This is a genomic window from Rhodoferax sp. ZS1R25 (genome assembly GCF_056521335.1).
Genome location: NZ_JBWMAZ010000001.1, coordinates 1,679,888 through 1,704,550, shown reverse-complemented (window position 1 = coordinate 1,704,550; position 24,663 = coordinate 1,679,888). Strand labels below are relative to the sequence as shown.

The 24,663-nt window shown below is 64.8% G+C and carries 21 protein-coding genes and 1 tRNA gene; 13 read left to right on the top strand and 9 right to left on the bottom strand.

What is annotated here, in order from left to right:
• The first annotated feature begins 26 nt into the window (after positions 1-26).
• Complete coding sequence (locus tag AC097R_RS08125) at positions 27-1,172, top strand: alpha-hydroxy acid oxidase (protein ID WP_479597509.1); 1,146 nt, start codon at positions 27-29, stop codon at positions 1,170-1,172.
• A 9-nt stretch (positions 1,173-1,181) separates the two neighbouring features.
• Here AC097R_RS08125 and AC097R_RS08120 read toward each other — a convergent pair whose 3' ends face one another.
• On the bottom strand, positions 1,182-1,940 hold the full coding sequence (locus AC097R_RS08120; protein ID WP_479597507.1) for a substrate-binding periplasmic protein: 759 nt from the start codon (positions 1,938-1,940) through the stop codon (positions 1,182-1,184).
• Positions 1,941-2,021: 81 nt separating this feature from the next.
• On the opposite strand from AC097R_RS08120, the gene dinB reads away from it, so the two are divergent.
• Positions 2,022-3,272: a DNA polymerase IV gene (gene dinB / locus AC097R_RS08115; protein WP_479597505.1), complete on the top strand. Its 1,251-nt coding sequence runs from the start codon at positions 2,022-2,024 to the stop codon at positions 3,270-3,272.
• On the opposite strand, the gene AC097R_RS08110 is transcribed toward dinB, so the two are convergent.
• Positions 3,269-3,724 carry a DUF1569 domain-containing protein gene (locus tag AC097R_RS08110; protein WP_479597503.1) on the bottom strand — a complete coding sequence of 152 codons (456 nt, stop codon included), beginning with the start codon at positions 3,722-3,724 and terminating at the stop codon, positions 3,269-3,271. The two genes, dinB and AC097R_RS08110, sit on opposite strands and share 4 nt — an antisense overlap.
• Positions 3,725-3,938: 214 nt before the next feature.
• Between AC097R_RS08110 and AC097R_RS08105 the strand changes: the two genes are divergently transcribed.
• From AC097R_RS08105 to AC097R_RS08095, 3 genes are all read left to right on the top strand, one after another.
• Positions 3,939-6,554 (top strand): sensor domain-containing protein, encoded by a 2,616-nt coding sequence (locus AC097R_RS08105; RefSeq protein ID WP_479597501.1) that lies wholly within the window; start codon positions 3,939-3,941, stop codon positions 6,552-6,554.
• Between the two features lie 99 nt (positions 6,555-6,653).
• Positions 6,654-7,751, top strand: a complete 1,098-nt coding sequence (locus AC097R_RS08100; protein ID WP_479597499.1) for a TRAP transporter substrate-binding protein — start codon at positions 6,654-6,656, stop codon at positions 7,749-7,751.
• Complete coding sequence (locus AC097R_RS08095; protein ID WP_479597497.1) at positions 7,751-10,405, top strand: bifunctional diguanylate cyclase/phosphodiesterase; 2,655 nt, start codon at positions 7,751-7,753, stop codon at positions 10,403-10,405. Before AC097R_RS08100 ends, AC097R_RS08095 begins: the two co-directional genes overlap by 1 nt.
• A 57-nt stretch (positions 10,406-10,462) precedes the next feature.
• Here the strand turns inward: AC097R_RS08095 and queF are convergent, their stop codons facing one another.
• Genes queF through yaaA form a run of 3 tightly spaced genes read right to left on the bottom strand, consistent with a single transcriptional unit; the run spans position 10,463 to position 13,019 of the window.
• Positions 10,463-11,308 (bottom strand): NADPH-dependent 7-cyano-7-deazaguanine reductase QueF, encoded by an 846-nt coding sequence (gene queF / locus AC097R_RS08090; protein WP_479597494.1) that lies wholly within the window; start codon positions 11,306-11,308, stop codon positions 10,463-10,465.
• Between the two features lie 10 nt (positions 11,309-11,318).
• Complete coding sequence (locus tag AC097R_RS08085) at positions 11,319-12,218, bottom strand: alpha/beta fold hydrolase (protein WP_479597492.1); 900 nt, start codon at positions 12,216-12,218, stop codon at positions 11,319-11,321.
• 27 nt (positions 12,219-12,245) lie between these two features.
• The gene (yaaA, locus tag AC097R_RS08080; protein ID WP_479597490.1) at positions 12,246-13,019 is read right to left on the bottom strand and encodes a peroxide stress protein YaaA; all 774 of its coding nucleotides are present in this window, start codon (positions 13,017-13,019) and stop codon (positions 12,246-12,248) included.
• 142 nt (positions 13,020-13,161) lie between these two features.
• Here yaaA and AC097R_RS08075 point away from each other — a divergent pair, with 142 nt between their 5' ends.
• The 4 genes from AC097R_RS08075 to AC097R_RS08060 all read left to right on the top strand — a co-directional run bounded on the left by AC097R_RS08075 (position 13,162) and on the right by AC097R_RS08060 (position 16,287).
• Positions 13,162-14,538: an esterase-like activity of phytase family protein gene (locus tag AC097R_RS08075; RefSeq protein WP_479597488.1), complete on the top strand. Its 1,377-nt coding sequence runs from the start codon at positions 13,162-13,164 to the stop codon at positions 14,536-14,538.
• A 44-nt stretch (positions 14,539-14,582) separates the two neighbouring features.
• A complete protein-coding gene (locus AC097R_RS08070; protein ID WP_479597486.1) occupies positions 14,583-15,476 on the top strand; it encodes a MaoC family dehydratase in 894 nt (297 codons plus the stop codon).
• Between the two features lie 22 nt (positions 15,477-15,498).
• On the top strand, positions 15,499-16,005 hold the full coding sequence (gene moaC, locus AC097R_RS08065; RefSeq protein WP_479597484.1) for a cyclic pyranopterin monophosphate synthase MoaC: 507 nt from the start codon (positions 15,499-15,501) through the stop codon (positions 16,003-16,005).
• Positions 16,006-16,113: 108 nt separating this feature from the next.
• Positions 16,114-16,287, top strand: coding sequence for a CsbD family protein (locus AC097R_RS08060; protein WP_479597482.1), 174 nt, complete (start codon positions 16,114-16,116; stop codon positions 16,285-16,287).
• A 27-nt stretch (positions 16,288-16,314) separates the two neighbouring features.
• Here the strand turns inward: AC097R_RS08060 and AC097R_RS08055 are convergent, their stop codons facing one another.
• Positions 16,315-16,809: a cupin domain-containing protein gene (locus AC097R_RS08055; protein ID WP_479597479.1), complete on the bottom strand. Its 495-nt coding sequence runs from the start codon at positions 16,807-16,809 to the stop codon at positions 16,315-16,317.
• 73 nt (positions 16,810-16,882) lie between these two features.
• Between AC097R_RS08055 and AC097R_RS08050 the strand changes: the two genes are divergently transcribed.
• Positions 16,883-19,801 (top strand): valine--tRNA ligase, encoded by a 2,919-nt coding sequence (locus tag AC097R_RS08050; RefSeq protein WP_479597477.1) that lies wholly within the window; start codon positions 16,883-16,885, stop codon positions 19,799-19,801.
• A 74-nt stretch (positions 19,802-19,875) separates the two neighbouring features.
• Here AC097R_RS08050 and AC097R_RS08045 read toward each other — a convergent pair whose 3' ends face one another.
• The 3 genes from AC097R_RS08045 to cysM all read right to left on the bottom strand — a co-directional run bounded on the left by AC097R_RS08045 (position 19,876) and on the right by cysM (position 21,674).
• Positions 19,876-20,103, bottom strand: a complete 228-nt coding sequence (locus tag AC097R_RS08045; protein WP_479597475.1) for a sulfurtransferase TusA family protein — start codon at positions 20,101-20,103, stop codon at positions 19,876-19,878.
• Positions 20,104-20,133: 30 nt separating this feature from the next.
• On the bottom strand, positions 20,134-20,685 hold the full coding sequence (locus AC097R_RS08040) for an NUDIX domain-containing protein (RefSeq protein WP_479597473.1): 552 nt from the start codon (positions 20,683-20,685) through the stop codon (positions 20,134-20,136).
• Positions 20,686-20,771: 86 nt separating this feature from the next.
• Entirely contained in the window at positions 20,772-21,674 is a 903-nt protein-coding gene (cysM, locus tag AC097R_RS08035; RefSeq protein ID WP_479597471.1) for a cysteine synthase CysM, read from the bottom strand.
• A gap of 41 nt (positions 21,675-21,715) precedes the next feature.
• Between cysM and AC097R_RS08030 the strand changes: the two genes are divergently transcribed.
• The 3 genes from AC097R_RS08030 to AC097R_RS08020 all read left to right on the top strand — a co-directional run bounded on the left by AC097R_RS08030 (position 21,716) and on the right by AC097R_RS08020 (position 24,662).
• A tRNA-Leu gene (locus tag AC097R_RS08030) sits at positions 21,716-21,800 on the top strand.
• Between the two features lie 127 nt (positions 21,801-21,927).
• Entirely contained in the window at positions 21,928-22,392 is a 465-nt protein-coding gene (locus tag AC097R_RS08025; protein WP_479597469.1) for a (2Fe-2S)-binding protein, read from the top strand.
• Positions 22,389-24,662: a xanthine dehydrogenase family protein molybdopterin-binding subunit gene (locus tag AC097R_RS08020; RefSeq protein ID WP_479597467.1), complete on the top strand. Its 2,274-nt coding sequence runs from the start codon at positions 22,389-22,391 to the stop codon at positions 24,660-24,662. Before AC097R_RS08025 ends, AC097R_RS08020 begins: the two co-directional genes overlap by 4 nt.
• Position 24,663 lies beyond the last annotated feature (1 nt).

Genomic DNA, 24,663 nt, shown 5'->3' with positions numbered 1-24,663 from the left:
CCATTTGCGCCAACACCGGAGACCCCATGCCCACCATCACCAACATCGAAGACCTGCGCATCCTGGCCGAAAAGCGCGTACCGCGCATGTTTTACGACTACGCCGACTCCGGTTCCTGGACCGAGAGCACCTACCGTGCCAACGAAGCCGACTTCCAGAAGATCAAACTGCGCCAGCGCGTGGCGGTGAACATGGAAAACCGCAGCACCGCCACCAAGATGATTGGCATCGACGCCAAGATGCCCGTGGCCATTGCCCCGGTGGGCCTGACCGGCATGCAGCATGCCGATGGCGAGATCCACGCCGCCCGCGCGGCTGAAAAATTCGGCATCCCCTTCACGCTGTCCACCATGAGCATCTGCTCCATCGAGGACATCGCCGAGCACACCAGTGCACCCTTCTGGTTCCAGCTCTACATGATGCGTGACCGCAACGCCATGGTGAAGATGATCGAGCGCGCCCGCGCCGCCCGCTGCAGTGCCCTGGTGCTGACGCTGGACCTGCAAGTGATTGGCCAGCGCCACAAAGATTTGAAGAACGGCCTGACCGCGCCACCCAAGCCCACGCTGGCCAACCTCATCAACCTGGCGACCAAACCGCGCTGGTGCCTGGGCATGCTGGGCACCAAGCGCCACACCTTCCGCAACCTGGTGGGCCATGTGGAGGCGGTGAGCAATATGTCGTCGCTGGCGGCCTGGACCAACGAGCAGTTTGACCCCCGCCTGTCGTGGGACGACGTGAAGTGGGTGAAGGAAAAGTGGGGTGGCAAGCTGATCCTCAAAGGCATTCAGGACGTCGAAGACGCGCAGTTGGCCGTGGCCAGCGGGGCCGACGCCATTGTGGTGAGCAACCACGGCGGCCGCCAGCTGGACGGCGCGCCCAGCAGCATCAGCGCCCTGCCCGCCATCGTGGCGGCCGTGGGCGACAAGATTGAAGTGTGGATGGATGGCGGCGTGCGCAGCGGCCAGGACGTGCTCAAGGCCTGGGCCCTTGGCGCCAAGGGCACGATGATCGGCCGCGCCATGGTCTATGGCCTGGGCGCCATGGGCGAGGCCGGTGTGACCAAGGCCCTACAAATCATCCACAAGGAGCTGGACGTGACCATGGCGTTTTGCGGCCACACCAACATCCAGAACGTGGACAAAGGGATTCTCATTCCCGGCACCTACTGAGCGCGGTCGCTACTTGGGCAGATTCAGCTGGTAACTGTCACCCAGCCGCCGGCGAAAGATGCGGGCGATCTCGCCGTTCTTTTGCAGCTGGCGCACGCCTTGTACCAGCCGGTCGGCCAGGTCTTTGGGCAAACGGGGGGATAGCTGCAGCCACACGGGCTTGGAGGCCAACACCACGCGCTGCGTGTTGCGAAAGCTGGACTCCAGACCGGCGGTGGCCATGGCATCGACCAGGGCTTCCGTCGCACTGCAAAAGCCGTCCAGCCGCGCTGCCAGCAGCATGCGCAGGCCAGAGTCCTGGGTCGACAGGTCCGAGAAACGCCAGGAGGCCGAGTTGTCTTCGGCCAGTTCCTGGCAGCCGCCAATCATGCGGCCCAAGGCCAGCGGCGCCAGCTCGGCGCGATTGGCCACGGTAACGCCAGGGCGCAGCTGCACGATCTGGTTGGCGTAGAACACCACCACGGCTTCCACCGCCTTGCGCTCGGTCAACGCCGTGGTGAACATGAGAGTGGCGTCTGCATTGCCACCGGCCACCAGGGCAGCAGCACGGGCAAAGGGCACGATGTCCACCCGGATGTCCAGCCCGGACTCGCGCGCCAGCGCGGCAGCAATATCGGGGTACAGGCCCTGCGCGCGGCCCTGCTCGTCCACCCAGCTGTAGGGTCGGGTGGCCAGCAGCGGCATGCTGATGGGGCGGTCCGCGGCGCCCGCGGCACTGCCCAGCAGCCCCAGCGCAACGCCCACGATCCGGATCCAACTGGTGCGCACAGACACACCTCCTTTTCAAGCATGGTATCCACAAGTACGGCCCCACGCCATTCGCCCTGCCCGGCTTGCTATCCTTGCCGCATGACCGCCGCGATTCGCCGCATTGCCCACCTCGACATGGACGCGTTTTACGCGTCCGTGGAGTTGCTGCGCTACCCGCAGCTCAAGGGGCTGCCGGTGGTGATCGGCGGGGGGCGGCGCGCGCTGGACGATGCGCTGCGCGACGAGTACGCCGAGCTGCCATTGCACGAAATCCCTGTAGCAGCGTTCCCGCTCTTACGCGACTACACGGGGCGCGGCGTCATCACCACCGCCACCTACGCGGCGCGCCAGTTTGGTGTGGGTTCGGCCATGGGCATGATGAAAGCCGCCAAGCTGTGCCCGCAGGCCATATTGCTGCCGGTGGACTTTGCGCAGTACCGGCATTACTCACAGCGCTTCAAGACCATCATCACCGAGATAGCCCCGCTCATGGAAAACCGCGGGGTGGACGAGGTCTACATCGATTTCACCGAGGTGCCCGGTGGCCAGCGCGAGGGCGGGCGTGTGCTGGCGCGGTTGATCCAGAAAGCGATTTTTGACGACACGGGCCTGACCTGTTCGGTGGGCGTGGCACCCAACAAGCTCTTGGCCAAGATGGCCAGCGAGTTCAACAAGCCCAACGGCATTGCCATCGTGTACGAGGCGGATGTGGAAACGATGATTTGGCCTCTGGCCTGCCGCAAGATCAACGGCATCGGCCCCAAGGCCGACGCCAAGCTCAAGGGCCATGGCATAGAAACCATTGGTCAGCTCGCCGCCAAAGACCTGCAGTGGCTGATGGACACCTTCGGCCAGCGCACCGGCGCTTGGATGTTTGATGCCTCGCACGGCCTGGACGACCGCCCCATCTCGCTGGAGAGCGAGCCGGTGAGCATTAGCCGCGAAACCTCGTTTGAGCGCGACCTGCACGCGGTGCGCGACAAGGCCGAGCTGGGCGCCATCTTCACGCGCCTGTGCGAGCAGCTGGCCGACGACCTGCAGCGCAAGGGCTATGTGGGCAAGACGATTGGCATCAAGCTCAAGTTTGAGGACTTCACCGCGGTGACACGCGACATCACGGTGGAGCGGCACATTGCCGACGCCAAAGAGATACGCCGCGTGGCGGGCCTGTGCCTGAAGCGTGCGCCGCTGCACAAGAAGCTACGCCTGCTGGGCGTGCGCATGGGCGCGCTGCTGGGTGCTGAAGACGCCCTCAACTACAAGACAAATAGGCCTCTAGCCCCCGTGGATATTGCACAAGCAGCTAGCAATTCAGGAGCAGAAGACACGCTGACGGGCCAGCTGTTTTAGGCGACCGTGATCTCGTCCTGGTGGTTGGCAATGTGCATCGCATGCGCCAGCGCAAAGTCAGACCGGCTCAAAGCCCCATAGGCAAAGTGCGGCTTCAGCGGGCCACTGTAGGCCTGAAAGCGCTGCACCGCCGTGCGCAGGCGCTGCACACCCGGCTTCCAGTCGGCGGACTGCGGCAGGACCGGCGCGCCGGGGATGGGATCGGTCAGGCCATGCGTCATCTGGCCGCGCCAACGGAAGACACCAAACGCCGCCGAACCCAGCGTGTTCTGAAACAGCGCGCTCTTGGGCTGTGGAAAACCATCCATGCTCATGTCCACGCTTTGCGCCATGTGTTCCAGCACTGCGCCTATGGGCCAGGCCGTGGTGCTCTTCACCTGCGAGGCGCGGTCCAGCCGGTCCAGCCAGCGCTGCACGTCATCCAGCGACTGGACCTTGGGGGTGTCGGCCATGGCGGCTCCGGTGGTGAAAACGAGGGGGGCGAGGAGGAAGTGGCGGCGCTGCATGGCAAAAATCATACTGGCAGATAGCAATAGGGCCATCCATCCGGTCTGATCCAGGTCAAATGGACCCCCATCGTCCTTGCTTTGCACGTTGACGAACCCCGCTTGCATGATGCTAAATCAATAACGCCAAGACCACACCCGCCTGGCCCCACTGCTGACCATGCCCATCCACCAGCTAGACGACCTGCCCTCATCCGATCTGCAACGCCTGTTGAACGCGGTGCCCGTGCCGCTCTTTGTCAAAAACGCCTCGGGGGAGGTGCTCTACCTGAACGCCGAGTGGAAACAGGCCTTGGGCCTGGGCCCGGGGCCGCTGGAGCCCGGCGACCAGCACACGCTGTTCACCCCCGAGCAAATGGCCACGTTTGCCGCACAGGACCAGGTGGCCTTCACGCTGCGCCACCCGGTGACCACCGAAGACCTGGTGTGGCGCGAAGACCTGCAGCACACCCGGCGCATGCTCAACACCCTGGCGCCGGTGTTTGACGCGGCGGGCCAGCCCCAATTTTTGGTGGGCACCACGCTGGACATCTCCGATCAGCGCCTGCTGCAGCAACAGGCCAACTCCGAGCGCCAGCTGCTCGAAATGCTGGCCAGCAGCGCCAAGCTGGTGGACATCATGACCACCTTCATCCAGGACTTCGAGTCCATCTTCCCCGGCGTGACCTGCTCAGTGCTGCTGCTGGATGAGGACGGTGTGCACCTGCACCACGGTGCCGCCCCCACCCTGCCAGAAGCCTTCTGCCGGGCGATAGATGGTGCGGTGATTGGCCCGCACGCAGGCTCGTGCGGCACGGCCGCCTACACGGGGCAAGACACCCTGGTGGCCGACATCACCCTGGACCCGCGCTGGGACGATTACCGCGAACTGGCGCTGGCGCATGGCTACCGGGCATGCTGGTCCATCCCCATCCGCTCTACCAAGGGGGTAGTGCTGGGCAGCTTTGGCAATTACTACCGCCATGTGTGTGTGCCGTCCGAGGCCGAGCTCCAGGCCATCACGCGCAGCGCCTACCTGCTGGGCCTGGCCATTGAGCGCGACCGCAACGAACGCCAGATGCTGGCGGACCGCCATGCCATTGAAGAGGCCGGCCGCTACCGCCAGGCGATTCTGGACAGCATGGTGGACGGCCTGCTGACGCTGGACCGGCGCGGCGCCATCCATTCCTACAACAATGCGGCCTGCCGCATGCTCGGCTACAGCGCTGACATGGCGCTGCACAGCACCTTGAATGACCTGCTGGCCGTGCCGCTGGACGCCAGCGCCGATGGCACGCTGCACCTGCTGACCGACACCAACGCTTTAGCCGGCGCGGGGAAAACGGTGGAGGTACAGGGCCGGCACCACAGCGGCGCCGTCTTCCCCATCAGCCTGTCGGTCTCCCGCATCCCGCAGTACGCCCAGGAGACGTATGTAGCGGTGCTGCGCGATGTAACCCAACAACGACAGGACGAAGAAGAGATCCGCCGCCTGGCGTTTTACGACCCGCTGACCGGCCTGCCCAACCGCCGCCTGCTGATGGACCGGGTGCGCCAGGCCATGGCCAACTCCTCGCGCCTGGGGCAGCACGGTGCGCTGATGTTTCTGGACCTGGACCACTTCAAGCTGCTCAACGACACCCTGGGCCACGATGTGGGCGACGAGCTGCTGCAGCAAGTGGCCGAGCGGCTGCGCCTGTGCGTGCGCGAGGGCGACAGCGTGGCCCGCCTGGGTGGCGACGAATTTGTGGTGCTGCTCGAAGGCCTGAGCCAACAGATACACGATGCGGCCGGCCAAGCCGAGGCAGTGGCCCACAAGGTGCTGGAGGCGCTGGCCCTGCCCTACAACCTGCGCCAGCACACCTACAACAGCACGCCCAGCATTGGCATCGTGATGTTCATGCAAGACCACCAAAGCATGGACGACCTGCTGAAAAAAGCCGACGTGGCCATGTACCAGGCCAAGGCCGCGGGGCGCAACACCGTGCGCTTTTTTGACCCGGTGATGCAGGCCGCCGTGGCCACCCATGCCGAACTGGCCAAAGAGATTCGCCAGGGCCTGCAGCGGCACGAGTTTGTGCTGCACTACCAGGTGCAAATGGACACCCAGGGCCGCTGCATAGGCGCAGAAGCGCTGGTGCGCTGGAACCACAGCGTGCGTGGGCTGGTGACGCCGGCGCACTTCATTCCGCTGGCCGAAGAGACCGGCATGATCCTGCCGCTGGGGCAGTGGGTGCTGGAGGCCGCCTGCCGCCAGTTGCTGGAATGGGGACGCCACCGGGCTACGGCGCAGTGGACGCTGGCGGTCAACGTCAGCGCCTCGCAGCTGGCGCAGGCGGATTTTGTGGACAGCGTGGCCACCGCCCTGCGCACCACGGGGGCACCCCCCGAGCTCTTGAAGATGGAGCTGACCGAGAGCATGCTGGTGAACGACGTGGAAGACCTCATCGTCAAGATGAGCGCGGTACAGGCCATGGGCGTGAAGTTTTCACTGGACGACTTTGGCACCGGCTACTCCTCGCTGTCCTACCTCAAGCGCCTGCCGCTGTCGCAACTCAAGATTGACCAGTCGTTTGTGCGCGACGTGCTGACCGACCCCAGCGACGCGGTGATCGCCCGCACCATCGTGGCGTTGGGCCACAGCCTGGGCCTCTCTGTCCTGGCCGAGGGGGTAGAAACCGCCGAGCAGCGCAACTTCCTGGCCGAGATTGGGTGTGACGCCTTCCAGGGCTACTTCTTTGGCCGGCCCATCCCGGCGCTGGCCCTGGCCGCCACCCTGGCACTGGCGCCGCACTAGGCAGTTTCCATAGGGCACGGGCCTGCCACTTGGCGTTACAGTGGCAGCCAACAACGTTGGATCACAAAAACAAGCGCGCGAAAGGCGACGATGGGCGGTATGCATCACACATGGGCACGACGGCTAGCAGCCGCCAGTTGGGCGCTGGGCCTGTGTGCGGGCCTCTACCTGGGTCTCGTCGGCACCGTGTCCGCCCAGGCCATGGTGGCCACGGCGCCGGGGCAAAAGCTGCGCATCGTGGGCGGCCTGGCGGGGCTCAACCAGTACACCCGCAATGAAGAGCCCTTTTGGACCCAGGAGCTGCCGCGCCTGACCGGCGGTAAATACTCCGCCGAGATCAGCCCCTTTGACCGCGCAGGCGTGCCCGGCGCCGAGATGCTGCGGTTGATGCAGCTGGGCGTGGTGCCGTTTGGCACGGCACTACTGAGCAATATCTCCACCCAGTACCCCGAATACGCGGCCCCAGATTTGGCGGGCCTGAACCCGGACATGGCCACGCTCAAGAAAACCGTGGCCGCCTTCAAGCCTTACCTGCAAAAAGCGCTGCGTGAACGCCACGGCGTGGAAATGCTGGGCCTGTACATCTACCCGGCGCAGGTGGTGTTTTGCAAACGACCCTTGGCCAGCCTGTCCGACTTGTCGGGGCGGCGCATCCGCGTGGCATCCACCACGCAGGCCGATTTTGTGACCGCGCTGGGCGGCGTTCCGGTGTTGGTCGGGTTTGCGCAGCTGCTGCCCAACATGGCCTCGGGCAATACCGAATGCGCCATCACCGGCACCATGAGCGGCAACGTGCTGGGCCTGCACGAGGTCACCACCCACGTACACGCCCTGCCGATTGGCTGGGGCCTGGCGATTTTTGGGGCCAACCTGGGCGCGTGGGACACCCTGCCCGCCGACCTGCGTGCCGTGCTGACACACGAGCTGCCCAAGCTGGAGAGCGCCATTTGGCAAGAAAGTGAACGCGAGACCGCAGAGGGCATGGCCTGCAACCGCGGCCTGCCCGCCTGCGCCAGTGGGCGCAAGGGCCATATGCAGGAGGTATCCATCTCCGCCCAGGACGAGCGCATGCGCAAGGACATCTTCACCAGCACCGTGCTGCCACGCTGGCTGCAACGCTGCAACGGCCGCTGCAATGCGCTGTGGGACCAGACCATAGGCGCCGCCCTGGGGCTGGCACCCACCACCACCAAGTGATGCGCTCCTCCCAGACCAGAGCCGCCGCAGCGGTGGTGGGCGTCGCAGCCTTCTTTGTGCTGGCGGTGGCGGCCCTGGCCATTGTGCTGGTGCGCGACAGCCGCGAATCCGCCCTGGCCGATGGCAAGGCCCAGGCAGAGCGCTTTGTCGCTGGCGCGCAGGCCGCGGTAAACCGCAGCTTTCTGGGCGTGGACGTGCTGCTGGCCAGCATCGACAGCCTGCTGGGCCTGCAAACCATGCAGCTGGACTGGCTGGAAGGCCCGCTGGCGAACAAGCTGATCGAAGGCGCCACGCGGCAAAACCTGCTGGTACGCAGCGTGGCCCTGGTGGACGCCGAAGGCACCGTGGTGGCGTCCTCCGACGCTACCGGAAACGACCAGCCCGTGGCCTTGCCCCCTGGCTTTGTGACCGAAGCCATTGAACAACAGGTTTCCACCCTGATGATCAGCAACCCGGTGGTCAGCTTCAACAGCTCGGAACCGGTGCTGTACTTCGCCCGCCACGTGCGCCTGGCCGATGGACACAAGCTGCTGGCCGTGGCCGAGGTGCAGGTCAACCTGATCACCGCCATCCTGGTGCAAGGGGCCGACATCAGCCAGCTGGAGGCCACCGTAGAGCGCGCCAACGGCACGCTGCTGGCCAGCGTGCCGGCGCAAGAATCTATGAGCGGCACCCAGCTACAACCCGCCCTGGGCATGGCCAGCGCCACCGCCGAGGCCCAGGAGATGCCCTCGCGCCTGAGCAAGCGCCCCGCCGTGGTGGCCACACGCGGCATGCTCTACGGCAGCCTGCTGATCACCGCCAGCATTCCCATGGACACGGTGCTGGCCGAGTGGCGCAACGAGAGCAAGATGATTGGCGGCGTGGCCCTCACGTTCATCCTGGTCATCGTGGTGGCGGGCGTGGTGGGCCTGCGCTATCTGCGCGAGATGGGCCAGGCGCAGCGCTCCATCACCCTGGCCAAGTCCACCATGGACCAGGCGCTAGAGTCCATGGAGAGTGGTTTTTTGCTGTTGGACGCACAGCGCCGCGTGGTCAGCTGGAACCGCCGCTATCTGGAGATCTACCCCTGGCAGCGCGCGCTGATTGCACCCGGCATGTCTTTTGAGCGCATGCTGGCCAACACGGCCCAGGAGCTGCTGGGCAACGTGACCGAGGACGAACGCAAGACCTGGATTGCCAGCCGCATGGACATGCTGTCGCAGCACCTGCACAGCCACGAACGTGTGTTGCCCAACGGCGATGTGATCGAGATCACCGAACGCGCCACGCCCGATGGGGGTGTGGTCATCGTCTACCAGGACGTGACCCGCCTGCGTCAAGCCTCGGCCGAGATTGAGCAACTGGCGTTTTATGACCCGCTGACCGGCCTGCCCAACCGCCGCCTGCTGACCGACCGGCTGCAACAAGCCATCACCTCCAGCGCCCGCAGCGGCCGGCGCGGAGCGCTGCTGTTCATGGACCTGGACCATTTCAAGACCCTGAACGATACGCTGGGCCACGACATCGGCGACATGCTGCTGCAACAAGTGGCGCAGCGCGTGAGGGCCTGTGTGCGCGAGGCCGACACCGTGGCCCGCCTGGGTGGCGACGAGTTCGTGGTGATGCTGCTCGACCTGAGCCTGGACCCGCTGGAGGCCGCCAAGCAGGCGCAGATGGTGGGCGACAACATCCTGCACAGCCTGAATCTGCCCTATGTGCTGAATGGCGCGCAATACCGCAGCTCCTGCAGCGTGGGTGCAGCCCTGTTTGGCGACACGCACCAGGCCTCCGCCGAGCTTCTCAAGCAGGCCGACATTGCCATGTACCAGGTGAAGAACGCCGGGCGCAACGCGCTGTGCTTTTTTGACCCACAGATGCTGGCCGCCATCCAGACCCGGGCCGACCTGGAAAGCGACCTGCGCCATGCGTTGACCGACCACCAGTTCGAGCTGCACTACCAGCTGCAAACCACCGACCAGGGCGTGCCCGTGGGGGCCGAGGCGCTGGTGCGCTGGCGCCATCCGCAGCGGGGCCTGGTGTCGCCGCTGCAGTTCATCGGCCTGGCCGAAGAGACCGGGCTGATCTTGCCGCTGGGCCACTGGGTCCTGCAAACCGCCTGCGCCCAGCTCACGGCCTGGCAGGCCACTCCCGACAAGGCAGCGCTACAGCTGTCGGTGAACGTGAGCGCACGCCAGTTTCGCCAGGCCGAGTTTGTGGAGCAGGTGCGCGGCATATTGCGCGATTCGGGTGCCAACCCCAACCTGCTGAAGCTGGAGCTGACGGAGAGCCTGGTGCTGGACAACGTGCAGGACACCATCGCCAAGATGAAGCAGCTCAAGGCCACGGGCGTGCGCTTCTCCATGGACGACTTTGGCACCGGCCATTCGTCGTTGACCTACCTGACGCAGCTGCCACTGGACCAGCTCAAGATCGACCAGTCCTTCATCCACAACATCGGCGTGCATGCCTCCGACGCCGTGATCGTGCAAACCATCATCGGCATGGCCAATACGCTGGGGCTGGAAGTGATTGCCGAGGGCGTGGAGACCGAAGCGCAGCGCGACTTTCTAGCCGCGCATGGCTGCTACCTGTGCCAGGGCTACCTGTTTGCCAAGCCGCTGCCCGTGGTGGAGTTTGAAGCCATGCTGCTCCAGCATGAAATCACCGCCTAGCCCCCGTCAACAGTGCGCCAGCAGCTCCTTTTTCAATAGCAAACTCGAAGCGACGGTTTACTGCCGTGCGGTGCGCGTATTGCCCGGCAGCGCCTGAGGATGGCTGGTGCGGAAGGGGTTGATGTCCAGCCCGCCGCGGCGCGTGTAGCGCGCATACACGGTCAGCTTGGTTGGTTTGCAGCGCGTCCAGATGTCCATGAAGATGCGCTCCACGCACTGCTCATGGAACTCGTTGTGGTTGCGAAAGCTCACCAGGTACTGCAACAGACCCTCTTGCTGAATGGGCAGGCCCGAGTAGCTGATCTGCACACTGCCCCAGTCGGGCTGGCCGGTCACCAGGCAGTTGCTTTTCAGCAGGTTGCTCACCAGCACCTCGTTCACCACGCCTTCGTCCGGCACGGTCACCAGCAACTCGGGCGCAGGCTGGTAGTGGGTGCACTCCACGTCCAGCCGGTCCAGGCTCAGGCCGTCCAGCTCGTGCACCGGTTCGCGGTCAAACAGCGCGGCGTCGATCAGTTTCACGCCGATGGAGCTTTGCACCACGCCGCCGCGCCACACGGCTTCAGAAATATCCGTCCGCAGCCGCGCCAGCACCTCGGTGGCATCGGCAAAGCGCGTGTTGTTGTAGCTGTTGAGGTAGAGCTTGAAAGACTTGCTCTCCACGATGTTGGGCGACTCGCAGGGGATGGTGAAGTGCACCAGCGCCACCTGCGGTTTGCCGCGCATGTTCAGCCAGCTCAGTTCAAACGCGGTCCATATGTCGGCACCAAAAAAAGGCGCGACGCCGGTGACACCAATCTCGGCACGCTTGCCGGCACGCGGGATGGGGAATAGCAGCGACGCGTCGTACTGGTCCACATAGGCCGAGGCCTTGCCCAGCTGGGATTGTTCAGGGGTGTTCATGGCGAGGCTTTCAGGTGGCGGTGCGCAGGTGCGGGATCAGCGCGGCCAGGATTTGGCGCACCGGCTCGGGGGGCAGGTCGTGGCCCATGCCCTCGATGGTGAGCAGCTTGGCACCGGGAATGCGGCGCGCCGTGTCTTCACCGCAGGCCAGCGGCACCAGCGGGTCGGCCTTGCCGTGGATGACCAGTGTAGGCGCGGTAATGCGGCCCAAGAGCGCGGCGCGCGTGATGTCGGCCACGATGGCCAGCATCTGGCGCGCGGTGCCCACGGGGTGGAAGGCGCGCTGCACGCCAGCGGTGACGCGCTCGCGCATCTCGGCTTCGGGCGCCGGGTAGGCGGGGCTGCCAATGGCCTTGAACAGGCGCATGGTGTGCGCCACCACGGCGGCGGTGCTGGTACCCGCGGGGCGGCTCAGCAGCACGCGCACCACCTCGGGTGCGGCCTGCGGCAGGCCACGCGCACCGCTGGTGCTCATGATGCTGGTCAGGCTCACCGTGCGCGCCGGTGCGGCCAGCGCCACGCGCTGCGCAATCATGCCGCCCATGCTCACGCCCACCACGTGGGCCTGGTCAATCTTCAATGCGTCCAGCACGCCCAACGCGTCCGCCGCCATGTCGCCCAGGGTGTAGGGCGCGGCGGGCACCAGGCCCAGCTTGTACTTCAGGCTGGCCCACAGCAGGTTGGGCTTGCCCAGCGCGTCAAAGTGGCTGGAGAGGCCCACGTCGCGGTTGTCAAAGCGCACCACCCGGTAGCCCGCTTTTTCCAATGCATCCACCATCTCGGGCGGCCAGGCAATCAGCTGCATGCCCAGGCCCATGATGAGCAGCACCGCAGGTTTGCTGGCGAAGGACGCGTCCGTCTGGGCGCTGTCTTCCACTTCGATGTCAATTCCGTTTGCTCTTATTTTCATAGCTGCTCGCGCAAGTAATTCGGGGGCTCAGGCCTGTTTTCGTCTAAAAACCAGACGCTCGGGGGTGGATTCGGCCGCGGCATAGGCGTAGCCGTCCACGTCAAAGGCGCGCAGTTGGTCGGGCGTCATCAGGCGGTGTTCGATGGCGTAGCGCGCCATCTGGCCACGCGCCTTTTTGGCAAAGAAACTGATGACCTTGTACTGGCCGTCTTTGTGCTCCTGGAACACGCACTCCACCACGCGGCCTTTCAGGGCCTTGGTGTCCACGGCCTTGAAGTACTCGTTGGAGGCCAGGTTCACCACCACGGGCGAGGTGTCCTTGCGCAGGCGGGTGTTCAGGTAGTCGGCGATCTGCTGGCCCCAGAAATGGTAGAGGTTGCTGCCATGCGCACCCTTGAGCGTGGTGCCCATTTCCAGCCGGTAGGGCTGCATCAGGTCCAGCGGGCGCAGCACGCCATACAGGCCGCTGAGGATGCACAAGTGATCCTGCGCCCAGGCCAGGTCGTCCGCGCCCAGGGTCTTGGCCTGCAGGCCGTCGTACACATCGCCATCAAATGCCAGCGCCGCCTGGCGCGCGTTCTTCTGCGTGGCACGGGACGACCAGGCTGCGTAGCGCGCCACGTTCAGCGTGGAAAGCTTGTCGCTGAGGTCCATGAGCGACGAAATTTGCTGCGGAGAGTATTCGCGCAGCATGCCAATCAGCGCTTTGGACTGCTTGACGAACAGCGGTGCGGTGTGCGGCTGGCCACTTAAAGGGGTGTCGTAGTCCAGGGATTTGGCGGGAGAAAGCAGAAACAGCATGGGAGAGAAAAGAGGGTCAGTGCGCGGGCGCGGGGAGCAACAAACCAGTTTAGCGTGAAAGGCCTGCCCTACGGGGCGTCACGGTTGTTTCACACAGCCGCCCTAGGCTACGCGGCTTGATCCACTTGTGACCCTCTCCTCCATGCCACGTTTCTCCCTCTCCCACCTGGCCCTGGCCTGCGCGCTGGCCCTGCCAGCCACCACCGCCCTGGCCCAAACCGAGGTGACCGCCACCCTGGCTGGCCACGCCGCCCTGCCCGCCAGCACCACCGTGGCCCCGCCCAAGGCGGCCGGCAAGTTTTTCGAGACCGCGGGCAAGTTCGCCGCCGCCAACCGCCAGCGCACCGAGGCGCTGCACAGCATCGACGGCATCAGCTTTGTCGGCGACCCCAAGTACCCCCGCAAGTCGGGTGGCACATTGCCCATCCGCGGGCAGTCGGTGCAGGGCTTCTCGGGCATTGTGGCGCTGGGCAAAGACCATTTCCTGACCCTGACGGACAACGGCTTTGGCAGCAAGATCAACTCGCAAGATGCCTTGCTCATGGTCCACCATGTGCAGGCCGACTGGGCCAAGGGCAGCGTCAAGCGCCTGCACACCACGTTTTTGCATGACCCCGACCGCAAGGTGCCATTTGCCATCCAAAACGAGGCTACGCGCGAGCGCTTTTTGACCGGCGTGGACTTTGACCCTGAGTCCATCCAGGTGGTGGGCCAGGAATGGTGGATTGGCGACGAGTTCGGCCCCTATGTGCTGCGCGTGGACGCCAAGGGCAAAGTGCTGGGCGTGATCGACACCGTGGTGAATGGCAAGGCCTACCGCGGCCCGGACCACTACATGAACGGCCGCCTGCCCAACTACCCCGGCGATGCCTTGTTTGACGTGCGCCGCAGTGGCGGCTTTGAACCCATGGCCAAGTCGGTGGATGGCAAAACGCTGTACCCGATGTTCGAGTGGCCGCTGTGGGACGCTGCGGCCAAGGCACAGGAAACGCGCAACGGCAAGCCCTACACCCGCATCCTGGAACTCGATGTGGCCAGCCGGCGCTATACCGAGCGCCAGTGGAAATACGCGTTTGAAGAGGCCGGCAATGTGGCCTCGGACTTCCAGATGCTGGACGCGACCACAGGCCTGGTGATCGAGCGGGACGACGCCACGGAAGGCTCGGGCAATGTCTGCAAGGACGAGCCACGCACCGACTGCTTCACCCGCCCCGCCAAGTTCAAGCGTATCTACAAGATCGACATGGCGCAGCTGGATGCGGACGGCTTTGTGAAGAAGGTGGCCTTCATCGACCTGACCAAGATCGCCAACCCCAAGCACCTGGCCAAGCGCGGCCCCAACGAAGACAGCTTTGTGCTGCCGCACCTGGGGCCTGAAGGCCTGAGCGTGGTGGACGCGACGCACATCGTGTTGGTGAACGACAACAACTTCCCCTTCTCCAGCGGCCGCACGCTGGGCCAGCCGGACGACAACGAGCTAACGCTGCTGGACATCCAGGCCCTGGTGGACGCAAAGTAAGACCGCGGTTAGAGCACAGTGTCGCCATGCACAATGGCGGCACCATGTCCGACACGTCCATTTCCCTTCAGTACCAAACATCACCCCGCAACGGCGGCGCCCTCTTCGCCAGCCTGTTTGCGGGCCGCCCAGCCCAGGTGGGGGAAGACCAGCAAGCGCTGCGTTTTGACGCCCACTGGCAAGGCGCCCGCGCCGATGCCGCCCGCCTGGCGCAATACCGCCAGGTCTGCGAGCTACCCGACACCGGCACCCTGCCCCTCTTGTACCTGCACGCCATGGCCATGCCGCTGCACATGGCCATCCTCAGCCACGCACGTTTTCCACTGCGCCTGCTGGGCCTGGTGCACTGGAGCAACCAGATTGAAAGCCTGCGCCCCCTTGCCAACGGCGAGGCTGTGGACATGCACTGCACGCTGGACGGTATCCAGACCACCGAGCGCGGCCAGTCGTTTGCCATCCATACCACGCTGAGTACTGGTGGTACGGTCGCTTGGCGCGAGACCAGCACATTCCTCTCACCCGTGGCACGCAGCAAGAGCGGCAAAAAGCCCGCACCCGATGGCAGTGAACCCGATTGGGGCCCGCCCATCGCCCAATGGGCCGTGGCCGCCAACGCCGGGCGGCGGTTTGCCGGCCCGTCGGGCGACTGGAACCCCATTCACGTGAGCGCGCTGACCGCCCGTCTGTTTGGCTACCCGCGCGCCATTGCACACGGCATGTTCAGCGCGGCGCGCTGCCTGGCGCTGCTGCAACAAGGCCTGCCGGCCGACGCTCCGCTGGCGCTGGACCTGCGCTTCAAACGCCCGCTGTTGATTCCGGGCCAGGTGGCCCTACATACGGCGCAGGGTGCGGCCTCAGACCCCGGCGCCACCCGCTTTGTATTGAAAGTACAGCCCGGCGGCGAGCCGCATATCGACGGCACGCTGCGTCGGCTGTAAGCCATAGACGACAGGATTGACCATGACCGATACCAACCCCTCTGCCCTCACCCACTTCGACACCAAGGGCGACGCCCACATGGTGAACATTGGCGGCAAGCCGCTGACTGCGCGCAAGGCTGTGGCCGGTGGCCGTATTCAAATGAAACAGAGCACGCTGGACCTGATCCAGAGCGCCCAGGCCGCCAAGGGCGATGTGCTGGGCGTGGCGCGCGTGGCGGGCATCATGGCTGCCAAGCGCACCAGCGACCTGATCCCGCTGTGCCACCCCATCATGCTCTCGCGCGTGGCCATCGAGTTTGAAGTGGTGCCCGCCACCGCCACCAGCGGCCCCGCCGTGCAGTGCCTGGCAATTGCCGAAACCACCGGCAGCACCGGCGTGGAAATGGAAGCCCTGACCGCCGTGCAGATCACCCTGCTGACCATCTACGACATGTGCAAGGCCGTGGACAAGGGCATGGTGATGACCGATGTGAAGCTGCTGGAAAAGCATGGGGGCAAGTCGGGGACTTACCTGGCTGCGCCCTGACATGCGTTTGTGTTTGCTGGCGCACATACGCCAGCGACAGCATTTTTTACGATGCGGGTCAGGGTAGTCACCCACCTCGGGGGCCCGACGCAACAAGGACACCACGCCATGACCCGCCAACAATTTTTGGGCACACTGAAAGAAGTCACTGGTCGCCTGCAGGAAACCACAGGCCGCTGGGTCGGCAACAAGGGGCAGCAGACCCGTGGGTTGGAGCGCCAAGTGCTGGGTCGTGCAGACCAGCGCCACAGCGATGCCCACCTGCCGCGCCGCCAAGGCTGAGGCTGGCACCCTGCTTGATCTGCACCCTCAGTAGGGTGTGTCGTCCTTGTGCACAAAGCGCCATTGGCCGGTAGCAACCAGGATGGCCTTGAGGTCGTCGTCCGGGTAGCTGCCCTCATCGCCCGGCGTGCGGTCGCCCACTTCCAGGTACACCACCTCCTCCGCTGTGCGGTTCTGCAGGCAATGGCCATTGCCGGTACCAGCCTTGAAGCCCGCACACATGCCGGGCGCCAACGGCATGTCGCCCTCGTCGGTCTGTAACGTAGGGTGGCCCTGCAGGACGTAGATGAATTCGTCTTGCTTGGTGTGGGCATGGCGCAGCGCCGACACGGAATGCGGTGCCAGCCGTACCAGGTTCACGCCAAAGTTGCTCAGACCAAACAGGTCGCCCAGCTGGCGCTTTTCGCGCCCGGCCATGCGCGAGGCAAAGGGCTCGGGGTAGTTGGACGGTTTGGTGCGCGGCGCCACCTCGGCAGCGGCCACGGCAACGGGGTGAATGGCAGGTGTGGAGCTGTCTGGCATGGGGGTCCTTGTGGGTGGGTGCTCTAGCTTAGCGCCTGCCCGGTAAAATCGCGGGTCCTCCCAAGAGAACCCCATGTCTGACCAAGCTACCCCCACGCCCTCCGCCCCCGAACAACCGGGTCTGCAGTCCCTGTCCAAATCCTTCGAGCCCGTCGCGCTGGAAGCACACTGGGGCCCCGAGTGGGAAAAGCGTGGCTACGGTGTAGCGGGCTACCGCGGCACCCAGGCCCCGCAGGCCGGCCAGCCCGCGTTTGCCATCCAGCTGCCACCGCCCAATGTGACGGGCACGCTGCACATGGGCCACGCGTTCAACCAGACCATCATGGACAGCCTGACGCGCTACCACCGCATGGCCGGTTTCAACACCGCCTGGATTCCGGGCACTGACCACGCCGGCATCGCCACCCAGATCGTGGTGGAACGCCAGCTGCAAGAGCAAAAGATCAGCCGCCACGACCTGGGCCGCGAGGCCTTCACCGCCAAGGTGTGGGAGTGGAAAGAAAAGTCCGGCAACACCATCACCGGCCAGATGCGCCGCATGGGCGACAGCGTGGACTGGAGCCGCGAGTACTTCACCATGGACCCCAAGCTGTCCAAAACGGTGACCGAGACCTTTGTGCAGCTCTATGAGCAAGGCCTGATCTACCGCGGCAAGCGCCTGGTGAACTGGGACCCCATCCTCATGAGCGCGGTGAGCGACCTGGAGGTGGAGAGCGAAGAGGAAGACGGCTCGCTGTGGCACATCCGCTACCCGCTGGCCGATGGCAGTGGTGACATCACCGTGGCGACCACCCGGCCCGAAACCATGCTGGGTGACGTGGCCGTGATGGTGCACCCCGAAGACGAGCGCTACACCGCCCTCATCGGCAAGATGGTGAAGCTGCCGCTGTGCGACCGCGAGATCCCGGTGATTGCCGACGACTACGTGGACAAGGCCTTTGGTACCGGTGTGGTCAAGGTCACGCCCGCGCACGACCAGAACGACTATGCCGTGGGCCAGCGCCACAAGCTGCCCATGATCTGCGTGCTGACGCTGGACGCCAAGATCAATGAGAACGCGCCTGCGGCCTACCAGGGGCTGGACCGCTTTGTGGCGCGCAAAAAGGTGGTGGCCGATCTGGAAGCCGGCGGTTTCCTGGTCGAGGTGAAGAAGCACAAGCTACAAGTGCCGCGCTGCGCGCGCACCGGCCAGGTCATCGAACCCATGCTGACCGACCAGTGGTTCATGGCCATGAACACCGTGGGCAAGGGGGACGCCACGGGCAAGTCCATCGCGCAAAAATCGATCGACGTAGTGCAGAGTGGTGAGGTCAAGTTTGTGCCCGAGAACTGGGTCAACACCTACAACCAGTGGATGAACAACATCCAGGACTGGTGCATCAGCCGCCAGCTCTGGTGGGGCCACCAAATCCCGGCCTGGTACGACGAAGACGGCAAGGTCTATGTGGCCCGCAATGAGGCGGAAGCCCAGGCCCAGGCCCCCGGCAAGACGCTCAAGCGCGACCCCGACGTGCTGGACACCTGGTACTCCAGCGCCATGGTGCCCTTCAGCACCATGGGTTGGGGCAACGAAGGCGCGGGCACCGGTGCCACCGACGACTACAACCTCTACCTGCCCAGCAGCGTGCTGGTGACGGGCTACGACATCATCTTCTTCTGGGTCGCCCGCATGATCATGATGACCACGCACTTCACGGGGCGTGTGCCGTTCAAGCATGTCTACATCCACGGCCTGGTGAAAGACGCGCAGGGCAAGAAGATGAGCAAGTCCGAGGGCAATGTGCTGGACCCTGTCGACCTGATTGACGGCATCTCGCTCGCGCCTCTGCTGGTCAAACGCTCAGAAGGCCTGCGCAAGCCCGAGACCGCACCCCAGGTGCGCAAGAACACCGAAAAAGAATTCCCCGAAGGCATTCCGGCCTACGGTGCTGACGCACTGCGCTTTACCTTTGCCGCACTGGCTAGCTTGGGCCGCAGCATCAACTTCGATAGCAAGCGCTGCGAAGGCTACCGCAACTTCTGCAACAAGCTGTGGAACGCCACCCGCTTTGTGCTGATGAACTGCGAAGGCAATGACTGTGGGCTGAACGAGCACACCAAAGAGCAGTGCGCCCCCGGTGGCGAAGCCCACGGCTACCTGGAGTTCAGCCAGGCCGATCGCTGGATCGTCTCGCTGCTGCAAAAGACCGAAGCCGAAGTGGCCAAGGGCTTTGCCGAGTACCGCCTGGACAACGTGGCCAACACGATTTACGACTTCGTGTGGAACGAGTTCTGCGACTGGTACCTGGAAATCGCCAAGGTGCAGATCAACACCGGCACCGACGCACAAAAACGCGCCACGCGCCGCACGTTGATCCGCACGCTGGAAGTCATCCTGCGCCTGATCCACCCCATCACGCCCTTCATCTCCGAAGAGCTGTGGCAAAAGGTGGCGCCCGTCGCCGGCCGCCAGGGTCCATCGGTGTCCATCGCCGCCTACCCCGTGAGCCAGCCCGAGCGCATCGACGAGGCCTCCATTGCCCACGTCGCCAAGCTCAAAGCCTTGGTGGACGCTTGCCGCAACCTGCGCGGCGAAATGAACGTGTCGCCCGCCGCCCGCTTGCCGCTGTTCGTGGTGGCCCACAGCGCGGCTGAGGGCGAATTCCTGCAAGCCTCGGCCGCCGTGCTGCAGTCGCTGGCCAAGCTCAGCGAGGTGAAGGTGTTCGCCGACGAAGCCAGCTGGCAAGCCGCTGCCCAGTCTGCCCCCGTCGCGGTGGTGGGCGAAGCACGTGTCTGCCTGTTTGTGGAAGTGGATGTGGCCGCCGAAAAGATTCGCCTGGGCAAGGAAGTAGCGCGCCTGGAAGAGCAGATCACCAAGGCCAGCGTCAAGTTGAGCAACGAAGCCTTTGTGGCCAAGGCCCCGGCCGCCGTGCTGGAGCAGGAACGCAAGCGCGTGGCCGACTTTGCCGCCACGCTGGAGAAGGTGAAAGAGCAGCTGGCCCGTCTGGGCTGAGCGCTACATCCGCCCCAACAAAAAAGCCGCCGGGTTGCCCCGGCGGCTTTTTTATGGGTCTTGGTCGCGCTGGCTTAGCGTCGGCGCAGCACGTGGATGTATTCGGCACCCACGGTTTCCTGCTCCAACAGCTCGTTGCCGGTCTGCTTGGCAAAGGCTTGAAAGTCGCGGATGGAGCCAGGGTCGGTGGCCACCACCTTCAGCGTCTGGCCGCTCAACAGCTCTGCCAGGGCCTTCTTGGCCTTGAGGATGGGCAGCGGGCAGTTCAACCCGCGGGTGTCAACTTCTTTGTCGGTGTGCATGCGATAGGCTTTCTGGCGTTGGCCCCGATTTTAAGTCGCCAGCTTCTCGGCGTCCTGGCGCCACACCGGGTCGATGAAGGTCGGCTCGTGTCCGCGTGAGCGCAAAAACTCGGCCAGCGCATAGCCGGTACCCGCGGGCCAGCATTTCACGTCTTCCAGGTTGTAGAGGCGGTAGTCAACCAGCTCGGGGCTCAGCTTCACCTCGCCATGGCAGACCGCGTGGTAGGCAATGATGACTTGGTTCATGCGCTGGAAGTCGTAGGCGCCCAGCAGCTTGAGCGCGCTGGTGGTCAGGTTGGTCTCTTCAGAAATTTCGCGCGCAATGCCCTCTTCGGGTGTCTCGCCGGCCTCCATGAAGCCAGTGATCAGCGCGTACATCTTGCCGGGCCAGGCCGCGTTGCGCGCCAGCAAGATTTGCCCGTTGTACTCAATCACCGCGGCCAGCACGGGCGTGGGGTTGTTCCAGTGGGTGAAGTCGCAAGCCGGGCAGCGCAGGCGGGTCTTGTCGCCACCGTCTTCGGCCAGCGTGATGTGCTCCAGCGCCGTAGCGCACTGCGGACAGAACTTGAAAGCTGCTGACATACCCACTCCTATCGAAATTGTTTTGCTATGCATTCAATAGCTACCCGCGCAATGAACACGGGGGCTAGAGGCCTATTTCTTATCAATTACGCGGGAAACACCCCTGTGGAGAGGTAGCGGTCACCGCGGTCGCACACCACAAACACGATCACCGCGTCACGCTCGCGCTTGGCAATCTCCTGCGCCACCCAGCAGGCGCCGGCAGCGGAGATGCCACCAAAGATGCCCTCTTCGCGCGCCAGGCGGCGGCACATGTCTTCGGCGTCAAGCTGGCTCACATTCACCAACTCGTCCACATTCTTGGGGTCGTAAATCTTGGGCAAATAAGCCTCTGGCCATTTGCGGATGCCCGGGATGCGCGAGCCCTCCGACGGCTGGGCACCGATGATGCGGATGGCCGGGTTCTTCTCTTTCAAAAAGCGCGACACGCCGGTGATGGTGCCCGTGGTGCCCATGGCGCTCACAAAATGGGTGATGCGGCCTTGGGTCTGCGCCCAAAGCTCGGGGCCCGTGGTCTCGTAGTGGATGCGCGGGTTGTCGTCATTGCCAAACTGGTCCAGCACACGGCCCTTGCCCTCGCGCTGCATCTGCTCGGCCAGGTCGCGCGCGTACTCCATGCCGCCGCTCTTGGGGGTGAGGATCAGCTCGGCACCAAAGGCCTTCATGGTCTGGGCGCGCTCGATGGACAGGTCCTCCGGCATGATCAGCACCATGCGGTAACCCTTGACGGCCGCGGCCATGGCCAGCGCAATGCCGGTGTTGCCCGAGGTGGCTTCGATCAGCGTGTCGCCAGGTTGGATGTCGCCGCGCTCCTGCGCGCGCCGGATCATGGACAGGGCCGGGCGGTCTTTGACGGAGCCGGCCGGGTTGTTACCCTCGAGCTTGCCCAACACCACGGTGTTGCGGGACTGGTTGTCGGTGGCCTGGATGCGCTGCAGTGCGACCAGCGGGGTGTTCCCGATGGCGTCTTCGATGGTGGGGAATGTCATGCCCATAAATGTGCCATAATTCGCGCTTCACAGAATGACCTGCCCAGGTGGTGAAATTGGTAGACTCAGGGGACTCAAAATCCCCCGCCGCAAGGCGTGCCGGTTCGAGTCCGGCCCTGGGCACCAGATCAAAAAGCCTGCTGCTTGCAAAAACAGCAGGCTTTTTTCTTGCCAGTAGCCTTGGGTGACACCACGGCCCCATGGCGCCCCCTATGATGTGTCGCGCTAGCCCGCACATGCAAAGGAGACGCCCATGGAACTCAACATCAATGGCAAGGTGGTGACCGCCGACGCCCCGCCCGACATGCCCCTGCTCTGGGTGCTGCGCGACACCCTGAACATGACCGGCACCAAGTTTGGCTGCGGCGTCGCGGCCTGCGGCGCCTGCACGGTACATGTAGACGGCCAACAGGTGCGCTCCTGCGTAATGCCGGTGTCCGCCGTGGTCGGCACCAAGATCAAAACCATCGAAGCCCTGGGCAGCCCCGACAAGCTGCACGCCCTGCAGGCCGCCTGGATTGCCGAGCAGGTGCCCCAGTGCGGTTACTGCCAAAGCGGCATGCTGATGGCCGCCGCCGCCCTCTTGGCCCGCAAACCCAAACCCACCGATGCCGACATCGATGAGGCCATGACCAACATCTGCCGCTGCGGAACCTACCAGCGCGTGCGCGCCGCCATCCACCGCGCGGCCGGCCAACCCCAAGGAGCCGCAGCATGAAGCGCCGCACCTGGATACTGAGCGCCTTAGGCGCCACGGGCGCACTGGTGGTGGGCTGGGGCCTGACGCCGCAGCGCTCACGCCTGGGCGATGGCGCGCTGATGCTGCCTATCGAAGGCGAAGTGGGCCTGAACGGCTGGATCAAGATCGCCAAGGACGGCACCGTGGTGCTGGCGATGCCACGCAGCGAGATGGGCCAGGGCGTGCACACCGCGCTGGCCATGCTGGTGGCCGAGGAACTCGATGTTTCGCTGGCCAAGGTACGCCTGCAGCAGGCCGGGGCAGAAACCCTGTATGGCAACGTGGTGATGCTGACCGCCACCCTGCCCTTCCACCCGCTGGAAACCGAGAGGGACAACCCGCCTGCGAAGGTGAAGCTAGGCCAATGGTTCGTCGGCAAAATCGCGCGCGAACTGGGCATCAACGCCACGGGCGGCTCGTCCAGCGTGGCCGATGCCTGGGAGCCTCTGCGCACCGCCGCAGCCCTGGCCCGCGCCAGCCTTCTGGACGCTGCCGCCGAGCAGTGGAAAGTGCCCCCTGCCGAACTGAAAATCCAGGATGGCGTGGTGCAACATGCGTCCGGCAAGTCTGCCCATTTTGGCGCGCTGGCCCAAGGCGCCGCCGGACGGAAGCCGTCCAACGTCACCCTCAAGGACCGCAAGGACTGGAAGCTGCTGGGCACCCCGGCACCGCGCGTGGACATTCCCGCCAAGACCAATGGCACAGCTCGGTTTGGGCTGGATGTACGCGTACCCGACATGCTGTTTGCAGCCATCCGCCTGGCACCCCAGCTGGGTGGCACCGTGGGATCACTGGACAGCAAGGCCGCACTGGCCATGCCCGGCATAGAAACGCTGGTACCGCTGGACGCCTTGGGGGGCTCCACGGCCGGTTTTGCCGTGGTCGGCAAAACCACCTGGCATGCGCGCCAGGCTGTGCAAGCCGTGCAGGTGCAGTGGCAAGCCCCCGTAGGCGGCCCGCTAGACACCCAGAAGATCGAAGAGCGCCTGAAAGCGGCCCTACAAGCCGAAGACGGCTTTGCGTTCTACGACAAAGGCGATACCAAGGCCGCTGAGGCTGCAGCTGCCAGCACGGTAGAGGCTGCTTACCAAGCACCTTACCTGGCCCACGCCACCATGGAGCCCATGAATTGCACGGCGCAGGTGAAAGACGGCGCTGTCGAGGTCTGGGCGCCCACCCAGGTTCCGGAAATGGCCCGCGCCATCGCCGCCAAGGTGGCGGGCGTCAAAGAGGACAAGGTCACCCTGCATGTGACGCTGCTGGGCGGTGGCTTTGGTCGCCGGCTGGAGGTGGACTACGTGGCCCAGGCCGTCCGCGTAGCCATGGCCTGCAAGGGCCGCCCGGTGCAACTGGCTTGGTCGCGCGAGGAAGACACCACGCACGATTTTTACCGCCCCATGCATGTGGCCCAGCTGCGCGCCGCCATCGACAGCCAAGGCCAGGTCAGCAGCCTGCGCATCAAGTCCGCCGGTGACGCCATCAGCCCGCGCTGGATGGCCCGCGGGCTGCCGGCCCTGTCTGGCCCCATCGACATGCCCGACAAGACCACCGCGGAAGGCCTGTTTGACCTGCCCTACGGCTTTGCCAACCAGCACATGGCCCACGTGGCCACGCGCATGGAAGTGCCGGTGGGCTTTTGGCGCTCGGTCGGGCATTCGCACAACGCGTTTTTCTCGGAAAGCTTTATCGACGAGCTGGCCGCCAAAACCAAGCAGGACCCGGTGGCCTTTCGTCTGGCCCTGCTCAAGGAAGCCCCCCGCTACGCTGCAGTGTTGCAGCTGGCCGCTGACAAGGCGCGCTGGGGCAGCCCCCTGCCCGCCGGGCGTGCGCGTGGGGTGGCACTGCACGAGTCGTTTGGCTCCATCGTTGCGGAGATCGCTGAGGTATCGCTGAAAAACGGTGTGCCACGCGTGCACAAGGTGGTGTGCGCCATCGACTGTGGCACGGTGGTCAACCCCAACATCGTGGCGCAGCAAATGGAAAGCGCTGTGGTGTTTGGTCTCACGGCCGCGCTGTACAGCAAGATCGACATCAAGGACGGCGCGGTGCAACAGTCCAGCTTCCCCAGCTACCCCATGGTGCAACTGGCTGAGGCCCCGGTGGTAGAAACCTGGCTGGTCCCCAGCACGCGCCACCCCGGCGGTGTGGGCGAACCCGGGGTGCCGCCCATTGCCCCCGCGGTGGCGAACGCCCTGTTTGCCCTGACCGGCAAGCGCCAGCGCAGCCTGCCACTGGTCACAGCGGCCTGAA

Coding starts and splice junctions, on each gene's coding strand:
- AC097R_RS08125 (WP_479597509.1), top strand. CDS start 27: ATGCCCACCATCACCAACATCGAAGACCTGCGCATCCTGGCCGAAAAG.
- dinB (WP_479597505.1), top strand. CDS start 2,022: ATGACCGCCGCGATTCGCCGCATTGCCCACCTCGACATGGACGCGTTT.
- AC097R_RS08110 (WP_479597503.1), bottom strand. CDS start 3,724: ATGGCCGACACCCCCAAGGTCCAGTCGCTGGATGACGTGCAGCGCTGG.
- AC097R_RS08105 (WP_479597501.1), top strand. CDS start 3,939: ATGCCCATCCACCAGCTAGACGACCTGCCCTCATCCGATCTGCAACGC.
- AC097R_RS08100 (WP_479597499.1), top strand. CDS start 6,654: ATGCATCACACATGGGCACGACGGCTAGCAGCCGCCAGTTGGGCGCTG.
- AC097R_RS08095 (WP_479597497.1), top strand. CDS start 7,751: ATGCGCTCCTCCCAGACCAGAGCCGCCGCAGCGGTGGTGGGCGTCGCA.
- queF (WP_479597494.1), bottom strand. CDS start 11,308: ATGAACACCCCTGAACAATCCCAGCTGGGCAAGGCCTCGGCCTATGTG.
- AC097R_RS08085 (WP_479597492.1), bottom strand. CDS start 12,218: ATGAAAATAAGAGCAAACGGAATTGACATCGAAGTGGAAGACAGCGCC.
- yaaA (WP_479597490.1), bottom strand. CDS start 13,019: ATGCTGTTTCTGCTTTCTCCCGCCAAATCCCTGGACTACGACACCCCT.
- AC097R_RS08075 (WP_479597488.1), top strand. CDS start 13,162: ATGCCACGTTTCTCCCTCTCCCACCTGGCCCTGGCCTGCGCGCTGGCC.
- AC097R_RS08070 (WP_479597486.1), top strand. CDS start 14,583: ATGTCCGACACGTCCATTTCCCTTCAGTACCAAACATCACCCCGCAAC.
- moaC (WP_479597484.1), top strand. CDS start 15,499: ATGACCGATACCAACCCCTCTGCCCTCACCCACTTCGACACCAAGGGC.
- AC097R_RS08060 (WP_479597482.1), top strand. CDS start 16,114: ATGACCCGCCAACAATTTTTGGGCACACTGAAAGAAGTCACTGGTCGC.
- AC097R_RS08055 (WP_479597479.1), bottom strand. CDS start 16,809: ATGCCAGACAGCTCCACACCTGCCATTCACCCCGTTGCCGTGGCCGCT.
- AC097R_RS08050 (WP_479597477.1), top strand. CDS start 16,883: ATGTCTGACCAAGCTACCCCCACGCCCTCCGCCCCCGAACAACCGGGT.
- AC097R_RS08045 (WP_479597475.1), bottom strand. CDS start 20,103: ATGCACACCGACAAAGAAGTTGACACCCGCGGGTTGAACTGCCCGCTG.
- AC097R_RS08040 (WP_479597473.1), bottom strand. CDS start 20,685: ATGTCAGCAGCTTTCAAGTTCTGTCCGCAGTGCGCTACGGCGCTGGAG.
- cysM (WP_479597471.1), bottom strand. CDS start 21,674: ATGACATTCCCCACCATCGAAGACGCCATCGGGAACACCCCGCTGGTC.
- AC097R_RS08025 (WP_479597469.1), top strand. CDS start 21,928: ATGGAACTCAACATCAATGGCAAGGTGGTGACCGCCGACGCCCCGCCC.
- AC097R_RS08020 (WP_479597467.1), top strand. CDS start 22,389: ATGAAGCGCCGCACCTGGATACTGAGCGCCTTAGGCGCCACGGGCGCA.